Raw genomic sequence first — 14982 nt, 5'->3', positions numbered from 1 at the left:
TACCACAATGATCACACTCATCATTAAACTCATTAATTCCCATTATTGAGCTATTTTTAATACAACGACATTCTCATAATTACCCGACAATACATCCAGTCGCTCACACCACATGTTTAAGGCGTCTAGCTTCTCTGGTAGGTATTGGCTCTTATTATATATCGCCATGACGCCCGGTAAAATATGGCCTAAAAGCTGATCTACAATATGTGGAGCTACTTTCATATCATTTAATTTTGTGGAAAAAGTTCGCCTTAAGTCATGCAAAGACCATTTTTCCACATGACCTAATTTTTTCCATATCTTTGTTCCATACTCTGATACTGTTTCAGTGCTTTTAAACGCACCTAATAGGTAATCATTTTTATGGTTTTGATAAATAATATTTTCTAAGAATAGTTTCATACATTCAGGTATCGGGCGAATAATTCTTTCACCTGTCTTGCTATTTTCCTTTGGAACAGCCCACAGCATGGAATCTAAATTCCATTCTGAACATTTAGATAATCTGATCTCTCGTGTTCGACAACCAAATACAACCAAAATTTTCAATAAATTATTATAATAAGGTAGGTAAATATCTTCATTGATGGATTTCCATAATTGACCAAGTTCATTATCTTCTAAATACCGCTGGCCTTTATTCTGTTTTTTTCCTATATCTTGAATTGTTAAATCATCTAATACATGGCTAATTGCATACCTTCTTACCCGGCAAAATTTCAGGGCTTGCTTGCACAATTGAAGCATGCCACCAGAAGCCACCGGAGCTTCTTTTTTCATTTTATCAAAGCATTGCAGCCAATATATTATTTCGCAGTCAGATAATGCCATTTCCCCAATGTGGGGATAAATATGCTTTCCTAATTGACGAATGAGGCTATCAATATTTACTCGGTTTTCTCTGCCATAGTGTTCTATCCAATATTCGATAGCGTCTTTTACAGTAACTGGTTTTAATGATTCCTGCATCGTTAAATTAAATTGCAGCTTTGGATCTTTACCAGAGGCCAACCAGTTACGGCATTTGTCCCGTGTTTCACGAGCTTGTTTGAGGGGCATATCAGGATAGCGTCCAATAGTAAGGCGATTTAGCTTCTTGCCATCAAGTCGGTAGGTAAAGACCCAACTAATACCACCAGCTTTAGATGCTTTTGCACTCAATCCAGCACCATCGGCAAAAAATTCAATCTTGTTCCTTTCCTTTCCGTGTAGGGTTTTAAGTTTTTTGTCACTGAGCTTGTTTAGTTCGGCAGCCATGATCACCCAATATATTTATACAAATGTTTATACGTAGTGTGTTGCAATAGTAGGAAAACGTCAATAAGCACTGGAACAATATACAGTTGATTGGATTGTTAATTATTTGATTTTTATATAAAAAAATAAACATCGACAAACACCGAAATATGAAACTAATATATATTAGGTGTATTCATTTCTGTTTTCATTTTGGTTAAGTTATGAAGATCCGCAGTATACCTGTTAGTATCAGTAAACGCATTTTCATATTGATTCCAAAATAAAAGCAGTGATAATTAACATTGATTCAATTGCTTATTAAATAGGCTTACTAACTATGGAAATTCGAGTATTTCGGCAAGATGACTTTGAAGCCGTTATCACACTCTGGGAACGTTGTGATTTGATCAACACGGGTGATGATCCAGAAATAGATATTGAGCGTAAACTCACCCATGACGCTGATTTATTTCTGGTTGCTGAAGTTGCAGGAGAAGTGGTTGGTACAGTTATGGGCGGTTATGATGGGCATCGTGGCCATGCCTATTATCTGGGCGTTCACCCTGAATTTAGAGGCAGGGGAATAGCCAATGCATTAATCTCTCGCCTTGAAAAAAAATTATTAGCCAGAGGTTGTCCTAATATTTTGATCATCGTTCCAGAAGAGAATGATGCAACAATCTGTATGTGTGAAAAGATGGAGTATGATTATTCGGAGCAGGAAAGTGTGATGTTTAGTAAGCGATTGATTATTGATTAAATATACCATATGAAATGGCTAAATAGAATTGTGCTATTTAGCCAGGATTTTTCCCAGTTATTACTTTTTTGATAAAGTATAAATGGAGTGAACCCATTTTCTGATATAGGGATTTTTTATCACAAGGAGGTTTTTTGGCATTGCGGGTTTTTTATTGTTAATGTAAAGCATTACTTTAATATTTCCATTCTTATCTTTAGATAGATAATAATGCTCAGGTATAGAGGATGTCGTCTTTCCTTTTAATACGATCAAATTAGAGGGTTGATGGTAATCAACATAATCATAATATTGATAAGAAATGTTCATCATGTTTCTCCTGATTGATATTATCTGACTAAATTTTAAAATAAGTACTTTCAGGTAAATAACAAATAATGGCTTAAAAATTATAATGTTATTTAATCATACAATTTATTTTATAAATAGATATGCAATACTTAATAAATGAAATCTTCTAAACGTGATTTTTATGTTTCTGTTGATGAATGGTTTGTTTATTCACAATGGAATGATTTTCTCAGAGTGTGGTCTGATAGAGAGCAAGTGACAATTTCAGAGAGCCAAGGGTAAGAAAACAGTGATGGATAAATTTTGTGTATTTAATTTCGGTTTTAAACAGAAGAGAGTGATGGCAGCCAGCAGTCTGGTAGGGTGCTCACTTTTATTGACGGCCTGTGCTGGAACATTAAGAGCGTCATGGCCTGCTTTATCGCCTTTTAATTGGTTTGGCAGTTCCTTGAACGTTTCTGAGCAGGGAATAGGCAAAATCAATAACCGGACGGATATGACTCAATCTGCGATCGACAAGGGATTGGAAGGTAAATATCGCCTGCGTAGTGGTATGGAAATGCAAGATGGCAAGTTAGTGAGCATCGTCCAAGGGATGGAAGATGGTCAGGTGAAACTGGAATTTCATGGTCTGGTCAACGGTAAAATTAATCGTATTGATGTATTGGATGACGAGGTGAAAACCGTTTGGGGGACAAAAATAGGCACACCTTTTTCCGCTCTTTATAACCAGGCTTTTGGGAAATGTCAGCGCTCTCAAAATGTGACTGTGCAACCTGTAGTCGTTTGCGCAGCGCCACAAAGCCTGCATGTCAGCTATGTTTTTACCGGAGATTGGAATGGTCCTGAAGGATTAATGCCTTCTGATGATGTTTTAAAGGATTGGAAAGTTTCGCGTATTATTTGGAAATCATGATATACCAATCCAACTTCAAGTTGCCGTTTGCAAGCCAATGAGAGTGCTTATATTTCCCCGCTACGCGGGGAGATATAAGACGCATCTTGAAAGACGACGGGTATAGAACCCTTAAAAAATTTTTATAGCAAGTCAATAATCTTTTAATCCGCCTGCCTGATGAATACAGGGTGCCAGCGTTCAAACCGCTTTAGGTCGTTAAAAAGTGGTTGGCACCTGTATTTTGATATTTTCAGCACCTTATCGCTTTTCATCATTTCTCATAAAAATTCGGTATATAAAACAGAGGCTAGTAAACTACCCTGTTATAAAGATTCTGGATACAGTAGAGAAATTGTTGTCAAATAGCGTGATGAGTAAGGTGTTAGATGAAAATAGTGGCAATAAAAAATAAATTATTAAGCGGTGTGATTAGCCTGTTGTTTTTTGCTTGTCTCAATGCTTATAGCGCTGGCGCCTTGGCTGTTGAGTTGTTGAATAGTTCTTACGATATTGGACGAGAACTGTTCTTGAGCCTGAATCCGAAATTTGAAAAACAATGGAATGAACAGAACCCGCAGGATAAATTGACCATCAAACAGTCCCATGCTGGCTCATCGAAACAGGCGTTGGCTATTTTGCATGGATTGCGTGCGGATGTTGTTACTTATAACCAGGTCACGGATATTCAGATCTTGCACGACCGTGGCAATCTTATTCCCGCCGACTGGCAGCAGCGTTTGCCGAATAACAGCTCTCCATACTATTCCACAATGGCTTTTCTGGTACGCAAAGGCAATCCCAAACATATCCAGAGTTGGGAAGATTTGGTACGAAGTGATGTGCAGTTGGTTTTCCCAAACCCCAAAACATCAGGTAACGGACGTTATACCTATTTGGCTGCATGGGGCGCTTTTCAGCAAAAAAATCCGCAGGCTCGCGAACTGATGTTGCGCTTTTTACAGAATGTAGCGGTGTTTGATACCGGAGGTCGTGGGGCAACCACTTCCTTTATTGAGCGGGGAATAGGGGATGTGCTGATTAGCTTCGAATCTGAGGTCAATAACATTCGCAAACAGTACGGTGAAGATAATTATCAGGTTATTGTGCCTCCGGTGAATATTTTGGCTGAATTCCCTGTGACCTGGGTGGATAAAAATGTTGAGAAAAACGGTACTGAGACGGTGGCCAAAGCGTATTTAAATTATCTGTATAGTCCGGCAGCCCAGCAAATCATGGCCAGTTTTAATTATCGGGTGATTGATCAAGATGTGATGAAAGCGCAGCAATCCCGTTTTCCTGCAACCAAACTATTTCGCCTCGAAGAACAATTCGGTAGTTGGTCACAAGTGATGAAAACTCACTTCAACACGGGCGGCACGCTTGAGCAGTTATTGAAAGAAGGGCGTCAATAATGTGGATATCCAGCAAACGTGTCTTGCCCGGATTTGGGCTGAGTTTAGGTTGTAGCCTGTTTTATGTCTGCCTTATTTTGTTGTTGCCATTAAGCGCCTTGGTAGTACAACTTTCCAGTATGACATGGGAACAATATTGGCAAGTTATCATCAATCCGCAGGTTGTTGCGGCTTATAAAGTGACATTGTTGGCCGCCGCCGTTGCCAGTTTGTTCAATATGGTTTTTGGCATGTTAATGGCATGGATATTAACGCGCTATCAATTCCCCGGACGCAGTTTACTGGATGGTCTGATGGATTTGCCGTTTGCCTTACCGACAGCCGTCGCCGGTTTAACGCTGGCAACCCTCTTTTCTGCAACGGGGTGGTATGGTGCCTGGCTTGGCAATTTCGATATCAAAGTCGTGAATACCGGGCTGGGCATTGCGGTCGCAATGGCATTTACCAGCCTGCCGTTTGTTGTTCGCACTGTTCAGCCTGTCCTTGAAGAGTTAGGCCCTGAATATGAGGAGGCGGCACAGACATTGGGAGCAAGCCGTTGGCAAACTTTTCAACGAGTGATCTTACCCGAGGTTTCGCCGGCACTCATTGCCGGAACAGTGCTCTCTTTTACGCGTAGTTTGGGGGAATTTGGTGCCGTGATTTTCATTGCGGGCAATATTGCCTGGCAAACCGAAGTCGCCTCCTTAATGATCTTTGTTCGCCTGCAAGAGTTTGATTATCCGGCTGCCAGTGCGATTGCTTCGGTTATCCTCGCGGCATCGTTATTATTGTTGTTTAGCGTCAATATATTGCAAAACCGTTTCGGCAAACGGATAGGGGGACATTGATGACGGAATTATCCACATACACAGTGGCACAACGTCCCGCTATAAATTGGGGAAAATGGTTACTGATTGGTACGGGTGTATTTTTTTCCGCTCTATTGTTGGTCATACCGATAGCATGGATTTTCCTGACTGCCTTTTCTCAAGGTATCGATAGGGTTGCCCAAAACCTTTTCGATCCCGATATGCTGCATGCTATCTGGTTGACAGTAATGATTGCACTTATCACTGTCCCCCTTAATTTAGTTTTTGGTGTGATGACGGCATGGCTAGTGACACGTTTCCAATTTCCCGGCAGACAATTATTGCTGACATTAATTGATATTCCGTTTGCGATTTCGCCAGTGGTGGCGGGGTTACTTTATCTGCTGTTTTATGGGGCCAATGGTTGGTTAGGAAGTTGGTTGGGGAATGATGATATCCAATTGATGTTTTCATGGCCTGGCATGGTATTGGTGACGGTATTTGTAACATGCCCGTTTGTTGTCCGTGAACTGGTGCCGGTGATGTTGAGCCAGGGCAATCAGGAAGATGAAGCCGCCGTATTGTTGGGTGCATCTGGCTGGAAGATGTTCTGGCATGTGACGTTGCCAAATATTCGTTGGGCATTGTTATATGGTGTTGTTTTGACCAATGCGCGGGCGATTGGGGAGTTTGGTGCTGTCTCTGTGGTATCGGGGGCAATTCGCGGCGAAACCTATACGCTGCCTTTGCAGGTTGAGCTGTTATATCAAGATTACAACACGGTTGGCGCATTTACGGCCGCGGCCTTATTGGCGGTGATGGCGATTATGACTCTGATTGTCAAAAGTGCATTGCAATGGCGTTTAAGCCGCCAGCAAGGGTAGGTTAGGAGCGGGATATGAGTATTGAAATCAGTAAAATCAGTAAATCTTTTGGTCGATCTCAGATACTGAATGAAATTTCATTGGATATTGAATCTGGTGAGATGGTCGCCCTGCTTGGCCCATCGGGTTCTGGTAAGACAACATTGTTGAGGATCATCGCGGGGCTTGAGCAGCAGAGTGCAGGCCAATTGAAATTCCACGGGCAGGATGTCAGCCGGCTACATGCAAAAGATCGGCGTGTTGGCTTTGTATTCCAGCACTATGCCTTATTTCGTCATATGACGGTATTTGATAATGTGGCTTTTGGCCTGACGGTGCTTCCTCGTCGCCAGCGTCCCGGTGCTGGGGCATTACGTGATAAGGTCATGGCATTACTGGAGATGGTGCAACTTTCCCATTTAGCAGAGCGTTATCCATCGCAGCTTTCTGGTGGGCAAAAACAGCGAGTGGCATTAGCAAGGGCATTGGCCGTTGAGCCACAGATCCTCTTGTTGGATGAGCCTTTTGGTGCATTAGATGCTCAGGTTCGCATGGAATTACGTCGTTGGTTGCGTCAGCTACATGAAGAATTGAAGTTCACCAGTGTCTTTGTCACCCATGATCAGGAAGAGGCAATGGAAGTGGCTGACAGGGTGGTACTTATGAATCAAGGACGCATTGAACAGGTCGGCACTCCGCAGCAAGTATGGCATGAGCCGGAAAGTCGATTTGTCCTTGAGTTCATGGGGGAAATAAACAAACTGGATGGGGAAATTAAAGGCTCTCAACTCTGGATTGGCGGGAAAATTTTTCCATTGAATATCACACCGCTGCATCAAGGAAACGTGGATGTTTTTTTCCGACCTTGGGATATGGTGCTCAGTACCAGACAAACATCGGCTTGCCCTTTGCCCGTGCAAATCGTGGAAGTTAGCCCGCGTGGTCATTTTTTCCTGTTATCTGTTCAGCCGCTAGGGTGGGGGGAAGAGTACTTGTCAGTGATTTGGCAAGATGATTCGTCTGTACCGATGAGGGGAAGTCACTATTTTATTGGTGGCACAGGCGCTCGTTTGTATGCGGGGGATTTGCCATTAAAAGTTTTGCGACTTGCTGAATCTGCCTAATTTAATTCATCTTTATATAAAATCCTTGTCTCCTCTGTTATGTCAGGGGCGGGGATTTTTTGCTTAATGTCTTGCTACAGTTTCCTTAATATGATTATTTGATTGTTCACTTTTATACGAATTGGGTTGGGTAATGCTGTGGCAATCTTGGCAGAATTTATAGGTAATACACCACTGGTAAAATTACAACGAATGACAAAAAGCGTTGATGCGGAAATTTGGGTAAAGCTGGAAGGCAATAACCCTGCGGGTTCCGTGAAAGACAGGGCCGCGCTTTCGATGATCCAGCAAGCTGAATTGCGTGGGGAAATTGCCCCCGGCGATGTTCTGATTGAAGCAACGAGTGGCAATACCGGTATTGCACTGGCGATGATCGCGGCAGTAAAAGGATATCGTTTAAAATTGTTGATGCCTGAAAATATGAGCCTTGAGAGACAAGCATCAATGCGGGCTTACGGTGCTGAATTAATTTTGGTCAGTAAGGCGTTAGGAATCGAAGGGGCGCGGGATTTGGCGAAAGAAATGGAGAAAAATGGAGAAGGAAAAGTTCTGGACCAATTTAATAATACGGATAACCCACTGGCCCATTTCAATACGACTGGCCCGGAAATTTGGCGGCAAACCCAAGGACGGATCACGCACTTTGTTTCCAGTATGGGAACAACCGGCACGATTACGGGTGTCGGCCGCTATCTGAAATCTCAGTCAGACAAGGTAAACATCACGGGATTGCAACCTGCGGAAAATAGCCACATTCCGGGTATTCGTCGTTGGTCCCCGGCCTATATGCCTCAAATTTATCAGAAAGAGTTGGTGGATCAGATCCTGGATATCACTCAAATGGAAGCGGAAAATACCATGCGTTTGTTGGCGCAAAAGGAGGGCATTTTCTGTGGTGTCAGTTCTGGTGGGGCAGTTTCTGGGGCATTACGCATCGCAGCCGAAAATCCTGGTGCAGTTATTGTCGCGATTATTTGTGATCGTGGTGACAGATATTTATCTACTGGGGTATTTAATTAACCTTTCTTTCACCTTTTTTGCTTGCGTCGCCATAATTTTAAGCGGTAGCTTTGGCTTATCCATAAAAAATCGCCCTGTTTTATCAGATAGTTTACTGGCTAGCCTGATAAAGCAGTGGCGATTCCCAAGCAGTACATCAATTAAAATAAATCGGCTAACAGAAAAAGAGGGAAATATCCCCCCAATGACTTTATCTGTTACTTTTTGATTCGCATGATGACTGATTCACCTACGACGACTGATCCGCTTACTTTCGTTAATTCTTTAATTTCGTCCATGTTAGAAATTACGACAGGCGTTAAAGTTGATTTAGCCCTTTCTTCCAGAAATGCGAGATCAAACTCTAAAACCAAATCGCCTTTTTGTACTCGTTGACCTTCTTCGGCAATGCGTTTAAAGCCTTCACCTTTTAGTTCAACAGTATCAATACCAAAATGAACGAATAGCTCAATGCCACTATCAGATTCGATAGAAAAAGCATGGTTAGTTTCGAAGATCTTACCAATGGTGCCATCAACAGGAGCGACAATTTTGTTGCCAGTTGGTTTGATGGCGATACCATCACCAACGATTTTTTCGGCGAAAACAACATCTGGAACATCCTCGATATTGACTATCTCACCTGACAATGGGGCGATAATTTCAATACTGCCGCTGTTCTTTTTATCGTCTGAAACCAGAGATTTTAATTTATCAAGCAGACCCATGAATCTTCTCCTAATTGTTTAATGGGACCGTATTCTGGCTAATTTTTAGCAGAGTGTTTTTTCTCTGGTAAAGGTGTCAACCAAATCCATCAATTCCTTTGCTGTTGGCTGAGTTAAGGCTTGCTCTGCCAGTGCTTTTGCATCATCGTAATGAGTATTACGGATGATCTTCTTAATGCGTGGAATTGATATTGCACTCATGCTGAATTCATCCAACCCCATGCCCAAGAGCAATAACGTGGCGCGCTCATCACCGGCAAGCTCTCCACACATGCCAGTCCACTTACCTTCTGCGTGTGAGGCATCAATAACCTGTTTGATTAAGCTCAACACTGCTGGTGACATTGGGTTGTAGAGATGAGAAATCAGCTCATTACCACGGTCTACCGCAAGAGTATACTGAGTTAGATCGTTTGTCCCAATACTAAAAAAGTCAACTTCTTTTGCAAGATGATGAGCAATGGTTGCAGCAGCAGGCGTTTCTACCATGATGCCAACTTCAATCGATTCATCAAATGCCTTGTTTTCATTGCGTAACTGCGCTTTGAGTAACGTAAGCTCAGCTTTTAATTCCCGTATTTCTTCAACTGAAATAATCATTGGGAACATAATGCGAAGTTTACCAAATGCAGAAGCCCTGAGGATAGCACGTAATTGAGAATGTAAGATCTCTTTACGATCAAGGCAAATACGGATCGCGCGCCAGCCAAGGAATGGGTTCTCTTCTTTTGGCAGATTCATGTAAGGCAGGTCTTTATCTCCCCCAATGTCCATGGTACGGACAATGACAGCTTGGTTGCCAACGGCTTCTGCAACGGCTTTATAGGCCTCGAATTGTTCGTTTTCCGTTGGCAGGGAATCGCGATCCATAAACAGGAACTCAGTCCGGTATAAACCGATACCTTCGGCACCATTGCGTTCAGCGCCTTGGATGTCACGCACCGTACCGATATTGGCGCAAACTTCAACTTGGTGACCATCTAATGTGATGGCGGGTAAGTCTTTCAGCTTCGCCAGTTCCGCTTTTTCTGTCAGATACTCGCTTTTCGCTGCTTTCAGTTTCTCGATTTCGGTATCAGATGGGTCGACATAAATGTGGTTATTGACTCCATCCAGAATCAGAAAACTGCCATTTTGAATTTGTTTGGTCGCGTTGGTTGTACCCACAATCGCTGGCAATTCCAGAGAGCGAGCCATAATGGAGGTGTGAGACGTTCGGCCACCAAGATCAGTGATGAACCCCAGCACCTTATCCAAATTGAGTTGTGCGGTTTCTGAGGGGGTCAGGTCATTGGCAACTAGGATGGCTTCTTCATTAATGGAACCTAAGTCGATAATTGGCATATCGAGAATATTTTTCAGTAAGCGCTTACCAATATCACGGACATCGGCGGCTCGCTCTCTCAAATATTCATCATCCAGTTCTTCTAATGCTTTAGCTTGATCTTCAATAACGGAATGAACGGCTGCATCTGCTGCTAACAGATTTTTTTTAATCAGCGTGATAATTTCCTGCTCTAGCTCTTCATCTTCCAGCAACATAATATGGCCTTCGAAAATTTCGGCCTTTTCTGCACCCAGATTTTTTTCGGCTGTTTCTCTAATGGTTTCTAACTGTGCGGACGCTTTGTCACGGCCTTGCTTAAAGCGGGAAATTTCTTGTTCGACAAGTTCAGGAGTAATTTTTTTATGATTGATAATGATGGGATCTTCTTTCAGTAGTAACGCCTTACCGAAAGCAATTCCTGGTGATACTAAGATGCCTGAAATCATATTATATGACCTTACTGCGGGTGATTATCTTTCATTAAGCCTTCAAGGGGAGAGCCTAAATATCCCCAGATTCTATCGCCCTGGGGATGAGCTGAATGAAATAGATTGGCTTGATTGAACGGACGATTATTCCAATTCACCCATCAATTTCACTAAATGTTCAACAGCCCGTTGCTCGTCTTCGCCTTCAGCAGAAATTGTTACTACTGTACCTTGAGTTAATCCCAGCGTTTGTAATTTGAACAGGCTTTTTGCGCTGGCTGATTTGTCCCCAGACGTTAAGGTAATGTCGGCAGCAAAGCCTTTTGCTTCTTTGACAAATTGTGCCGCAGGGCGAGTGTGAAGACCGTTTGGCGCAGTAATAGTCACTTCTTGCTGGAACATAGTATTTCCTCAATAACTTAAATATTCGTCGATAAGCTAAGAGAATTCTAAAGTTAGTGCATGCCCTTGATCTTTCAAGTTGCTGCTTTGCTGGCTAGCTCATGTACCTTGGTCACCTAGACTGGCTATGCGCTCGGAGGACACGTTTCTTGCTTTCACGCTGCAACTCGAAATCCATTGGGTATCGTTGAATTCGCTTTAGCTTGTACAACCATTAAAATGATAATGAAATAAAGCGTATTCCCTCGCTTTTTCAAGTTATTGCTCTGTTAATTTTAACTTGAAATTTGGTGGGACTATAATAATCATTATCAAAAAATTAACATATCTGATGCGCTCAATTGTTGATTTGGTGTTAATACACGCTATCCAAATAAATGGGCTAGTTGAATAACCTTTTGCCTGCCTGTTGGGCGATTAATTTCGTGCATCAAAATAATTACTGGTTAAATACTAAAGCTACTTGAATAAATCATCTAGGAAAGTTTTAAACTTTGATCTGATGCACAAAAAAGCACCCTGGAGGTGCTTTTTTGTCAAGGTAATGAAAAATTCTATTGATTGTTTTTTAGTCGCTAACTAAATCAGCAAACAGTGCGGTACTGAGGTAACGTTCCGCTGAAGAAGGCAAGACCACCACAATATTTTTGTCTTTATATGCCTCTTCTTGCGCTATTTTGATGGCCGCTGCGACAGCAGCACCTGAAGAAATACCGGAAAGAATGCCTTCTTTTTCAGTAACTTCACGGGCTATTTGCATCGCTTCTTCATTGCTGATTTTAAATACGCGGTCAACTAATGTTAAATCTAAGTTATCAGGAATGAAACCAGCCCCAATTCCCTGGATTTTATGTGGGCCTGGTTTTAGTTCTTCACCCGCCAATTTTTGACTGATAACAGGTGAACCTTCTGGCTCTACCGCAACGATAGTCACTTGTTTGCCTTGCGTATTTTTTAAGTAACGGGCAACACCCGTGATTGTGCCGCCAGTCCCTACACCGGCAACAAAAACATCGACATTACCGTCAGTGTCTTCCCAAATTTCAGGGCCAGTGGTTTTTTCATGAATTTCTGGGTTAGCGGGATTGCTGAATTGTTGCAGGAGGATATAACGGTCAGGATTGCTGTCACGGATTTCGTTAGCTTTATCAATGGCGCCTTTCATGCCTTTTGCGCCTTCGGTCAGTACCAGATTGGCGCCCAGTGCTTTTAGCAGCTTACGTCGTTCAAGGCTCATGGTTTCAGGCATAGTTAACGTCAGCTTGTAACCACGGGCGGCTGCAACATAGGCAAGTGCAATCCCTGTATTGCCACTGGTCGGTTCGATAAGTTCTTTATCTTTGGTCAGAATGCCACGTTTTTCGGCATCCCAAATCATATTGGCGCCAATGCGGCATTTTACACTGAAGCTAGGGTTACGGGATTCTATTTTCGCCAGAATGCGGCCATTGGCGAAATTTTTTAAGCGTACCAGCGGAGTGTGACCAATAGTCAACGAATTATCTTCATAAATTTTGCTCATTGTTCGATTGCCCCTAACATACTGTAAATACTAGTTAACCATACGCTAACATCATATTTATGGAAATAAGGATTCAGTCTATTCTTATTATATAAAAGAATATTTGATAGTCATTTTATGTTCTTTGGATTATTTAAGATGGGCGGATTTTTTAAATAAAATCCCAGCCATCTTTATGATCTGTCTGGGATTTTATGGTTATGGGTGGTTGTAAGCAGAAAGCTAAATTATTTCGATGATTTACGAGCCAACATGTTGGACACGGTCGCGATCAACCCACATGGCCGTGGCGCCACAAATAGCAACGGGCATAATGAACAAGTTCACGACAGGGATCATCGTCAGAACGCTGACTGCTGCGCCGAATTGCAGGTTATCTATTTTATTCTGGCGCAATGTATTGCGCATAGTGGCAAAACTGATCTTATGGTTATCAAACGGATAATCACAATATTGGATCGTCAGCATCCAGGCACTAAAAATAAACCAAAGGACAGGAGCGATGGTTTGGCCTATTCCTGGAATGAAGTAAAGTAACAATAGGACAAGCGCACGTGGGATGTAGTAAAGAATTTTCACTATTTCACGCTTCAGAATGCGGGGAGTGTCTTTGAGTAAGTCGATAACGCCAGTATCGGGTGTTGGGATGCCGGTTAAGTCTGCTTCCAGTTTTTCCGCCAGCAGGCCATTAAATGGTGAAGCGATAAAATTAGCAAGCGTGCTAAAAAAATAGCTAAAAACCAATAGGATAGAAATAACCGCAAGTGGCCAAATTAAATAACTTAACCATTGCATCCAGCCGGGTATTTTATCAAGGGTCCACTGTATCCAGCCATCCAGTTTATGGTACAGCCACCAAAATGAGCCACCTAGCAATAAAATATTAGCCAATAAAGGTAATAGAACGAATCTCTTAATGCCAGGACGGGTGATCAGTTGCCAACCTTGGGCAATATAGTGAAATCCATTAGAATGTTTTGGCAACTTTGTCGAATTCGCCATATTTTCTTATTCTCTCTTCGATGATTGAGACGGTATGATATAGGCAGGATTTTCTACTGACTAGTCGTTTTGTGGGTAAAAAACATCCGAAAAAACAGAGGAATTCTCTCATTATGGTAAGAAAAGTGTGTAGAGACTTGCACTTGTCCTATTTGACAAATACTCTTATCTAAAGAATATTCCGCCGTGGTGGCAATTAATTTAAACAACAGAGATAGCAATGATGCAGGATTTGCGTCTGATATTAATCGTTGTTGGTGCGATAGCCATAATAGCTCTGCTATTACATGGGTTGTGGACCAGCCGTAAAGAGCGCTCATCACTCTTTCGTGATCGCCCCGTTAAACGTCATAAACAGGGGCGTCAGGAAGAGTTACGGGATGATGATGGCGATGAACTGTTTGATAATGCGTCAAAATCGCATGTTCGGGAGTCGGTGCAACCGTACACTGAACATCGTGCAGAGCCTGTTATCGAACATCGTGCGTCTGAATCGTCAGCCGTCATGCCTGATGATGGTACAGATCCTTTACTTGCAAGGCATCAATCTGATGTATCCGCAGCTAAAGTGAAAGGTGTCGATGATCAACAGGTAGAACCACAACTTGGATTGTTTGATCCGATTGAAGCGACTGAATCGAAAGAAACAGGAGGAGCAGAGTCAGGTCATGAAGAGGTTGTGGAAGGGCAAGCGGAAAATGAAGCACTGTCTAAATCTGAACACGCTAAAAAAGAGACGGTGTTGGTATTACATGTTGCCGCCCATCATGGGCAAGAACTGAATGGTGAGCTACTGCTCCAAAGCGTCTTACAGGCAGGCTTCCGGTTTGGTGAAATGAATATTTTTCATCGTCACCTGAACCCATCGGGTAGCGGTGCTGTGTTGTTCAGTTTAGCTAACATGGTAAAACCTGGCTCATTTGACCCAGACCGAATGACAGACTTTACTACCCCCGGTATTTCCATATTTATGCTTGTGCCTTCATATGGCGATGCCAATCAAAATTTTAAACTGATGTTGCAGGCAGCACAGCGCATCGCTGCTGATGTAGGCGGTGTCGTTCTGGATGGTGAACGCAAGATGCTGACACCACAGATGATCGAACACTATAAAGCGCGTATCCGTGATACACTCAACGTCGGTGAATAACTCCTCTTTTTTAGTATCAAGCCCCCGCTAGTCGGGGGTTTTT

Annotated in this window: 15 protein-coding genes; 8 read left to right on the top strand and 7 right to left on the bottom strand. The window is 42.5% G+C overall.

What is annotated here, in order from left to right; genetic code table 11:
* Positions 1-42 precede the first annotated feature (42 nt).
* Positions 43-1260, bottom strand: coding sequence for a tyrosine-type recombinase/integrase (locus Xkoz_RS08495; protein ID WP_099141749.1), 1218 nt, complete (start codon positions 1258-1260; stop codon positions 43-45).
* Positions 1261-1579: 319 nt separating this feature from the next.
* Between Xkoz_RS08495 and Xkoz_RS08490 the strand changes: the two genes are divergently transcribed.
* Complete coding sequence (locus Xkoz_RS08490; protein WP_099141748.1) at positions 1580-2002, top strand: GNAT family acetyltransferase; 423 nt, start codon at positions 1580-1582, stop codon at positions 2000-2002.
* 60 nt (positions 2003-2062) lie between these two features.
* Here Xkoz_RS08490 and Xkoz_RS08485 read toward each other — a convergent pair whose 3' ends face one another.
* The gene (locus Xkoz_RS08485; RefSeq protein WP_141554403.1) at positions 2063-2314 is read right to left on the bottom strand and encodes a hypothetical protein; all 252 of its coding nucleotides are present in this window, start codon (positions 2312-2314) and stop codon (positions 2063-2065) included.
* A 319-nt stretch (positions 2315-2633) separates the two neighbouring features.
* On the opposite strand from Xkoz_RS08485, the gene Xkoz_RS08480 reads away from it, so the two are divergent.
* The 6 genes from Xkoz_RS08480 (at position 2634) to cysM (ending at position 8401) form a co-directional block, all read left to right on the top strand.
* Entirely contained in the window at positions 2634-3209 is a 576-nt protein-coding gene (locus Xkoz_RS08480) for an RpoE-regulated lipoprotein (protein WP_422646045.1), read from the top strand.
* Positions 3210-3577: 368 nt separating this feature from the next.
* Positions 3578-4603, top strand: coding sequence for a sulfate ABC transporter substrate-binding protein (locus tag Xkoz_RS08475; RefSeq protein WP_099141745.1), 1026 nt, complete (start codon positions 3578-3580; stop codon positions 4601-4603).
* Entirely contained in the window at positions 4600-5433 is an 834-nt protein-coding gene (cysT, locus tag Xkoz_RS08470; RefSeq protein ID WP_208615234.1) for a sulfate/thiosulfate ABC transporter permease CysT, read from the top strand. Before Xkoz_RS08475 ends, cysT begins: the two co-directional genes overlap by 4 nt.
* Positions 5433-6278 (top strand): sulfate/thiosulfate ABC transporter permease CysW, encoded by an 846-nt coding sequence (gene cysW, locus Xkoz_RS08465; RefSeq protein ID WP_099141743.1) that lies wholly within the window; start codon positions 5433-5435, stop codon positions 6276-6278. The genes cysT and cysW overlap by 1 nt, the downstream gene beginning before the upstream one ends.
* 14 nt (positions 6279-6292) lie before the next feature.
* Positions 6293-7381: a sulfate/thiosulfate ABC transporter ATP-binding protein CysA gene (gene cysA / locus Xkoz_RS08460; protein WP_099141742.1), complete on the top strand. Its 1089-nt coding sequence runs from the start codon at positions 6293-6295 to the stop codon at positions 7379-7381.
* A gap of 138 nt (positions 7382-7519) precedes the next feature.
* Complete coding sequence (cysM, locus tag Xkoz_RS08455; protein ID WP_099141741.1) at positions 7520-8401, top strand: cysteine synthase CysM; 882 nt, start codon at positions 7520-7522, stop codon at positions 8399-8401.
* 197 nt (positions 8402-8598) lie between these two features.
* Here the strand turns inward: cysM and crr are convergent, their stop codons facing one another.
* The 5 genes from crr to cysZ all read right to left on the bottom strand — a co-directional run bounded on the left by crr (position 8599) and on the right by cysZ (position 13789).
* Entirely contained in the window at positions 8599-9108 is a 510-nt protein-coding gene (gene crr / locus Xkoz_RS08450) for a PTS glucose transporter subunit IIA (protein WP_086110013.1), read from the bottom strand.
* A 45-nt stretch (positions 9109-9153) separates the two neighbouring features.
* Positions 9154-10881, bottom strand: a complete 1728-nt coding sequence (gene ptsI / locus Xkoz_RS08445) for a phosphoenolpyruvate-protein phosphotransferase PtsI (protein WP_099141740.1) — start codon at positions 10879-10881, stop codon at positions 9154-9156.
* 126 nt (positions 10882-11007) lie between these two features.
* The gene (gene ptsH / locus Xkoz_RS08440; protein ID WP_099141739.1) at positions 11008-11265 is read right to left on the bottom strand and encodes a phosphocarrier protein Hpr; all 258 of its coding nucleotides are present in this window, start codon (positions 11263-11265) and stop codon (positions 11008-11010) included.
* Between the two features lie 568 nt (positions 11266-11833).
* Complete coding sequence (gene cysK, locus Xkoz_RS08435) at positions 11834-12787, bottom strand: cysteine synthase A (protein WP_099141738.1); 954 nt, start codon at positions 12785-12787, stop codon at positions 11834-11836.
* Between the two features lie 240 nt (positions 12788-13027).
* Entirely contained in the window at positions 13028-13789 is a 762-nt protein-coding gene (gene cysZ / locus Xkoz_RS08430; protein WP_099141737.1) for a sulfate transporter CysZ, read from the bottom strand.
* A 220-nt stretch (positions 13790-14009) separates the two neighbouring features.
* Here cysZ and zipA point away from each other — a divergent pair, with 220 nt between their 5' ends.
* Positions 14010-14939, top strand: a complete 930-nt coding sequence (gene zipA / locus Xkoz_RS08425; protein ID WP_099141736.1) for a cell division protein ZipA — start codon at positions 14010-14012, stop codon at positions 14937-14939.
* The last annotated feature ends 43 nt before the right edge of the window (positions 14940-14982 follow it).

This window comes from Xenorhabdus kozodoii (genome assembly GCF_002632875.1).
Taxonomy (GTDB): Bacteria; Pseudomonadota; Gammaproteobacteria; order Enterobacterales; family Enterobacteriaceae; genus Xenorhabdus; species Xenorhabdus kozodoii.
Note: the sequence above shows the minus strand (reverse complement) of the source record. Positions and strands in the feature narration are given on the sequence as shown.

What these genes read in the sequence shown, in the direction of transcription:
- Xkoz_RS08475 (WP_099141745.1), top strand. Translation starts at nt 3,578, where the DNA reads ATGAAAATAGTGGCAATAAAAAATAAATTATTAAGCGGTGTGATTAGC.
- ptsH (WP_099141739.1), bottom strand. Translation starts at nt 11,265, where the DNA reads ATGTTCCAGCAAGAAGTGACTATTACTGCGCCAAACGGTCTTCACACT.
- Xkoz_RS08495 (WP_099141749.1), bottom strand. Translation starts at nt 1,260, where the DNA reads ATGGCTGCCGAACTAAACAAGCTCAGTGACAAAAAACTTAAAACCCTA.
- cysK (WP_099141738.1), bottom strand. Translation starts at nt 12,787, where the DNA reads ATGAGCAAAATTTATGAAGATAATTCGTTGACTATTGGTCACACTCCG.
- Xkoz_RS08490 (WP_099141748.1), top strand. Translation starts at nt 1,580, where the DNA reads ATGGAAATTCGAGTATTTCGGCAAGATGACTTTGAAGCCGTTATCACA.
- crr (WP_086110013.1), bottom strand. Translation starts at nt 9,108, where the DNA reads ATGGGTCTGCTTGATAAATTAAAATCTCTGGTTTCAGACGATAAAAAG.
- cysZ (WP_099141737.1), bottom strand. Translation starts at nt 13,789, where the DNA reads ATGGCGAATTCGACAAAGTTGCCAAAACATTCTAATGGATTTCACTAT.
- zipA (WP_099141736.1), top strand. Translation starts at nt 14,010, where the DNA reads ATGATGCAGGATTTGCGTCTGATATTAATCGTTGTTGGTGCGATAGCC.
- cysW (WP_099141743.1), top strand. Translation starts at nt 5,433, where the DNA reads ATGACGGAATTATCCACATACACAGTGGCACAACGTCCCGCTATAAAT.
- Xkoz_RS08485 (WP_141554403.1), bottom strand. Translation starts at nt 2,314, where the DNA reads ATGATGAACATTTCTTATCAATATTATGATTATGTTGATTACCATCAA.
- cysA (WP_099141742.1), top strand. Translation starts at nt 6,293, where the DNA reads ATGAGTATTGAAATCAGTAAAATCAGTAAATCTTTTGGTCGATCTCAG.
- ptsI (WP_099141740.1), bottom strand. Translation starts at nt 10,881, where the DNA reads ATGATTTCAGGCATCTTAGTATCACCAGGAATTGCTTTCGGTAAGGCG.
- Xkoz_RS08480 (WP_422646045.1), top strand. Translation starts at nt 2,634, where the DNA reads ATGGCAGCCAGCAGTCTGGTAGGGTGCTCACTTTTATTGACGGCCTGT.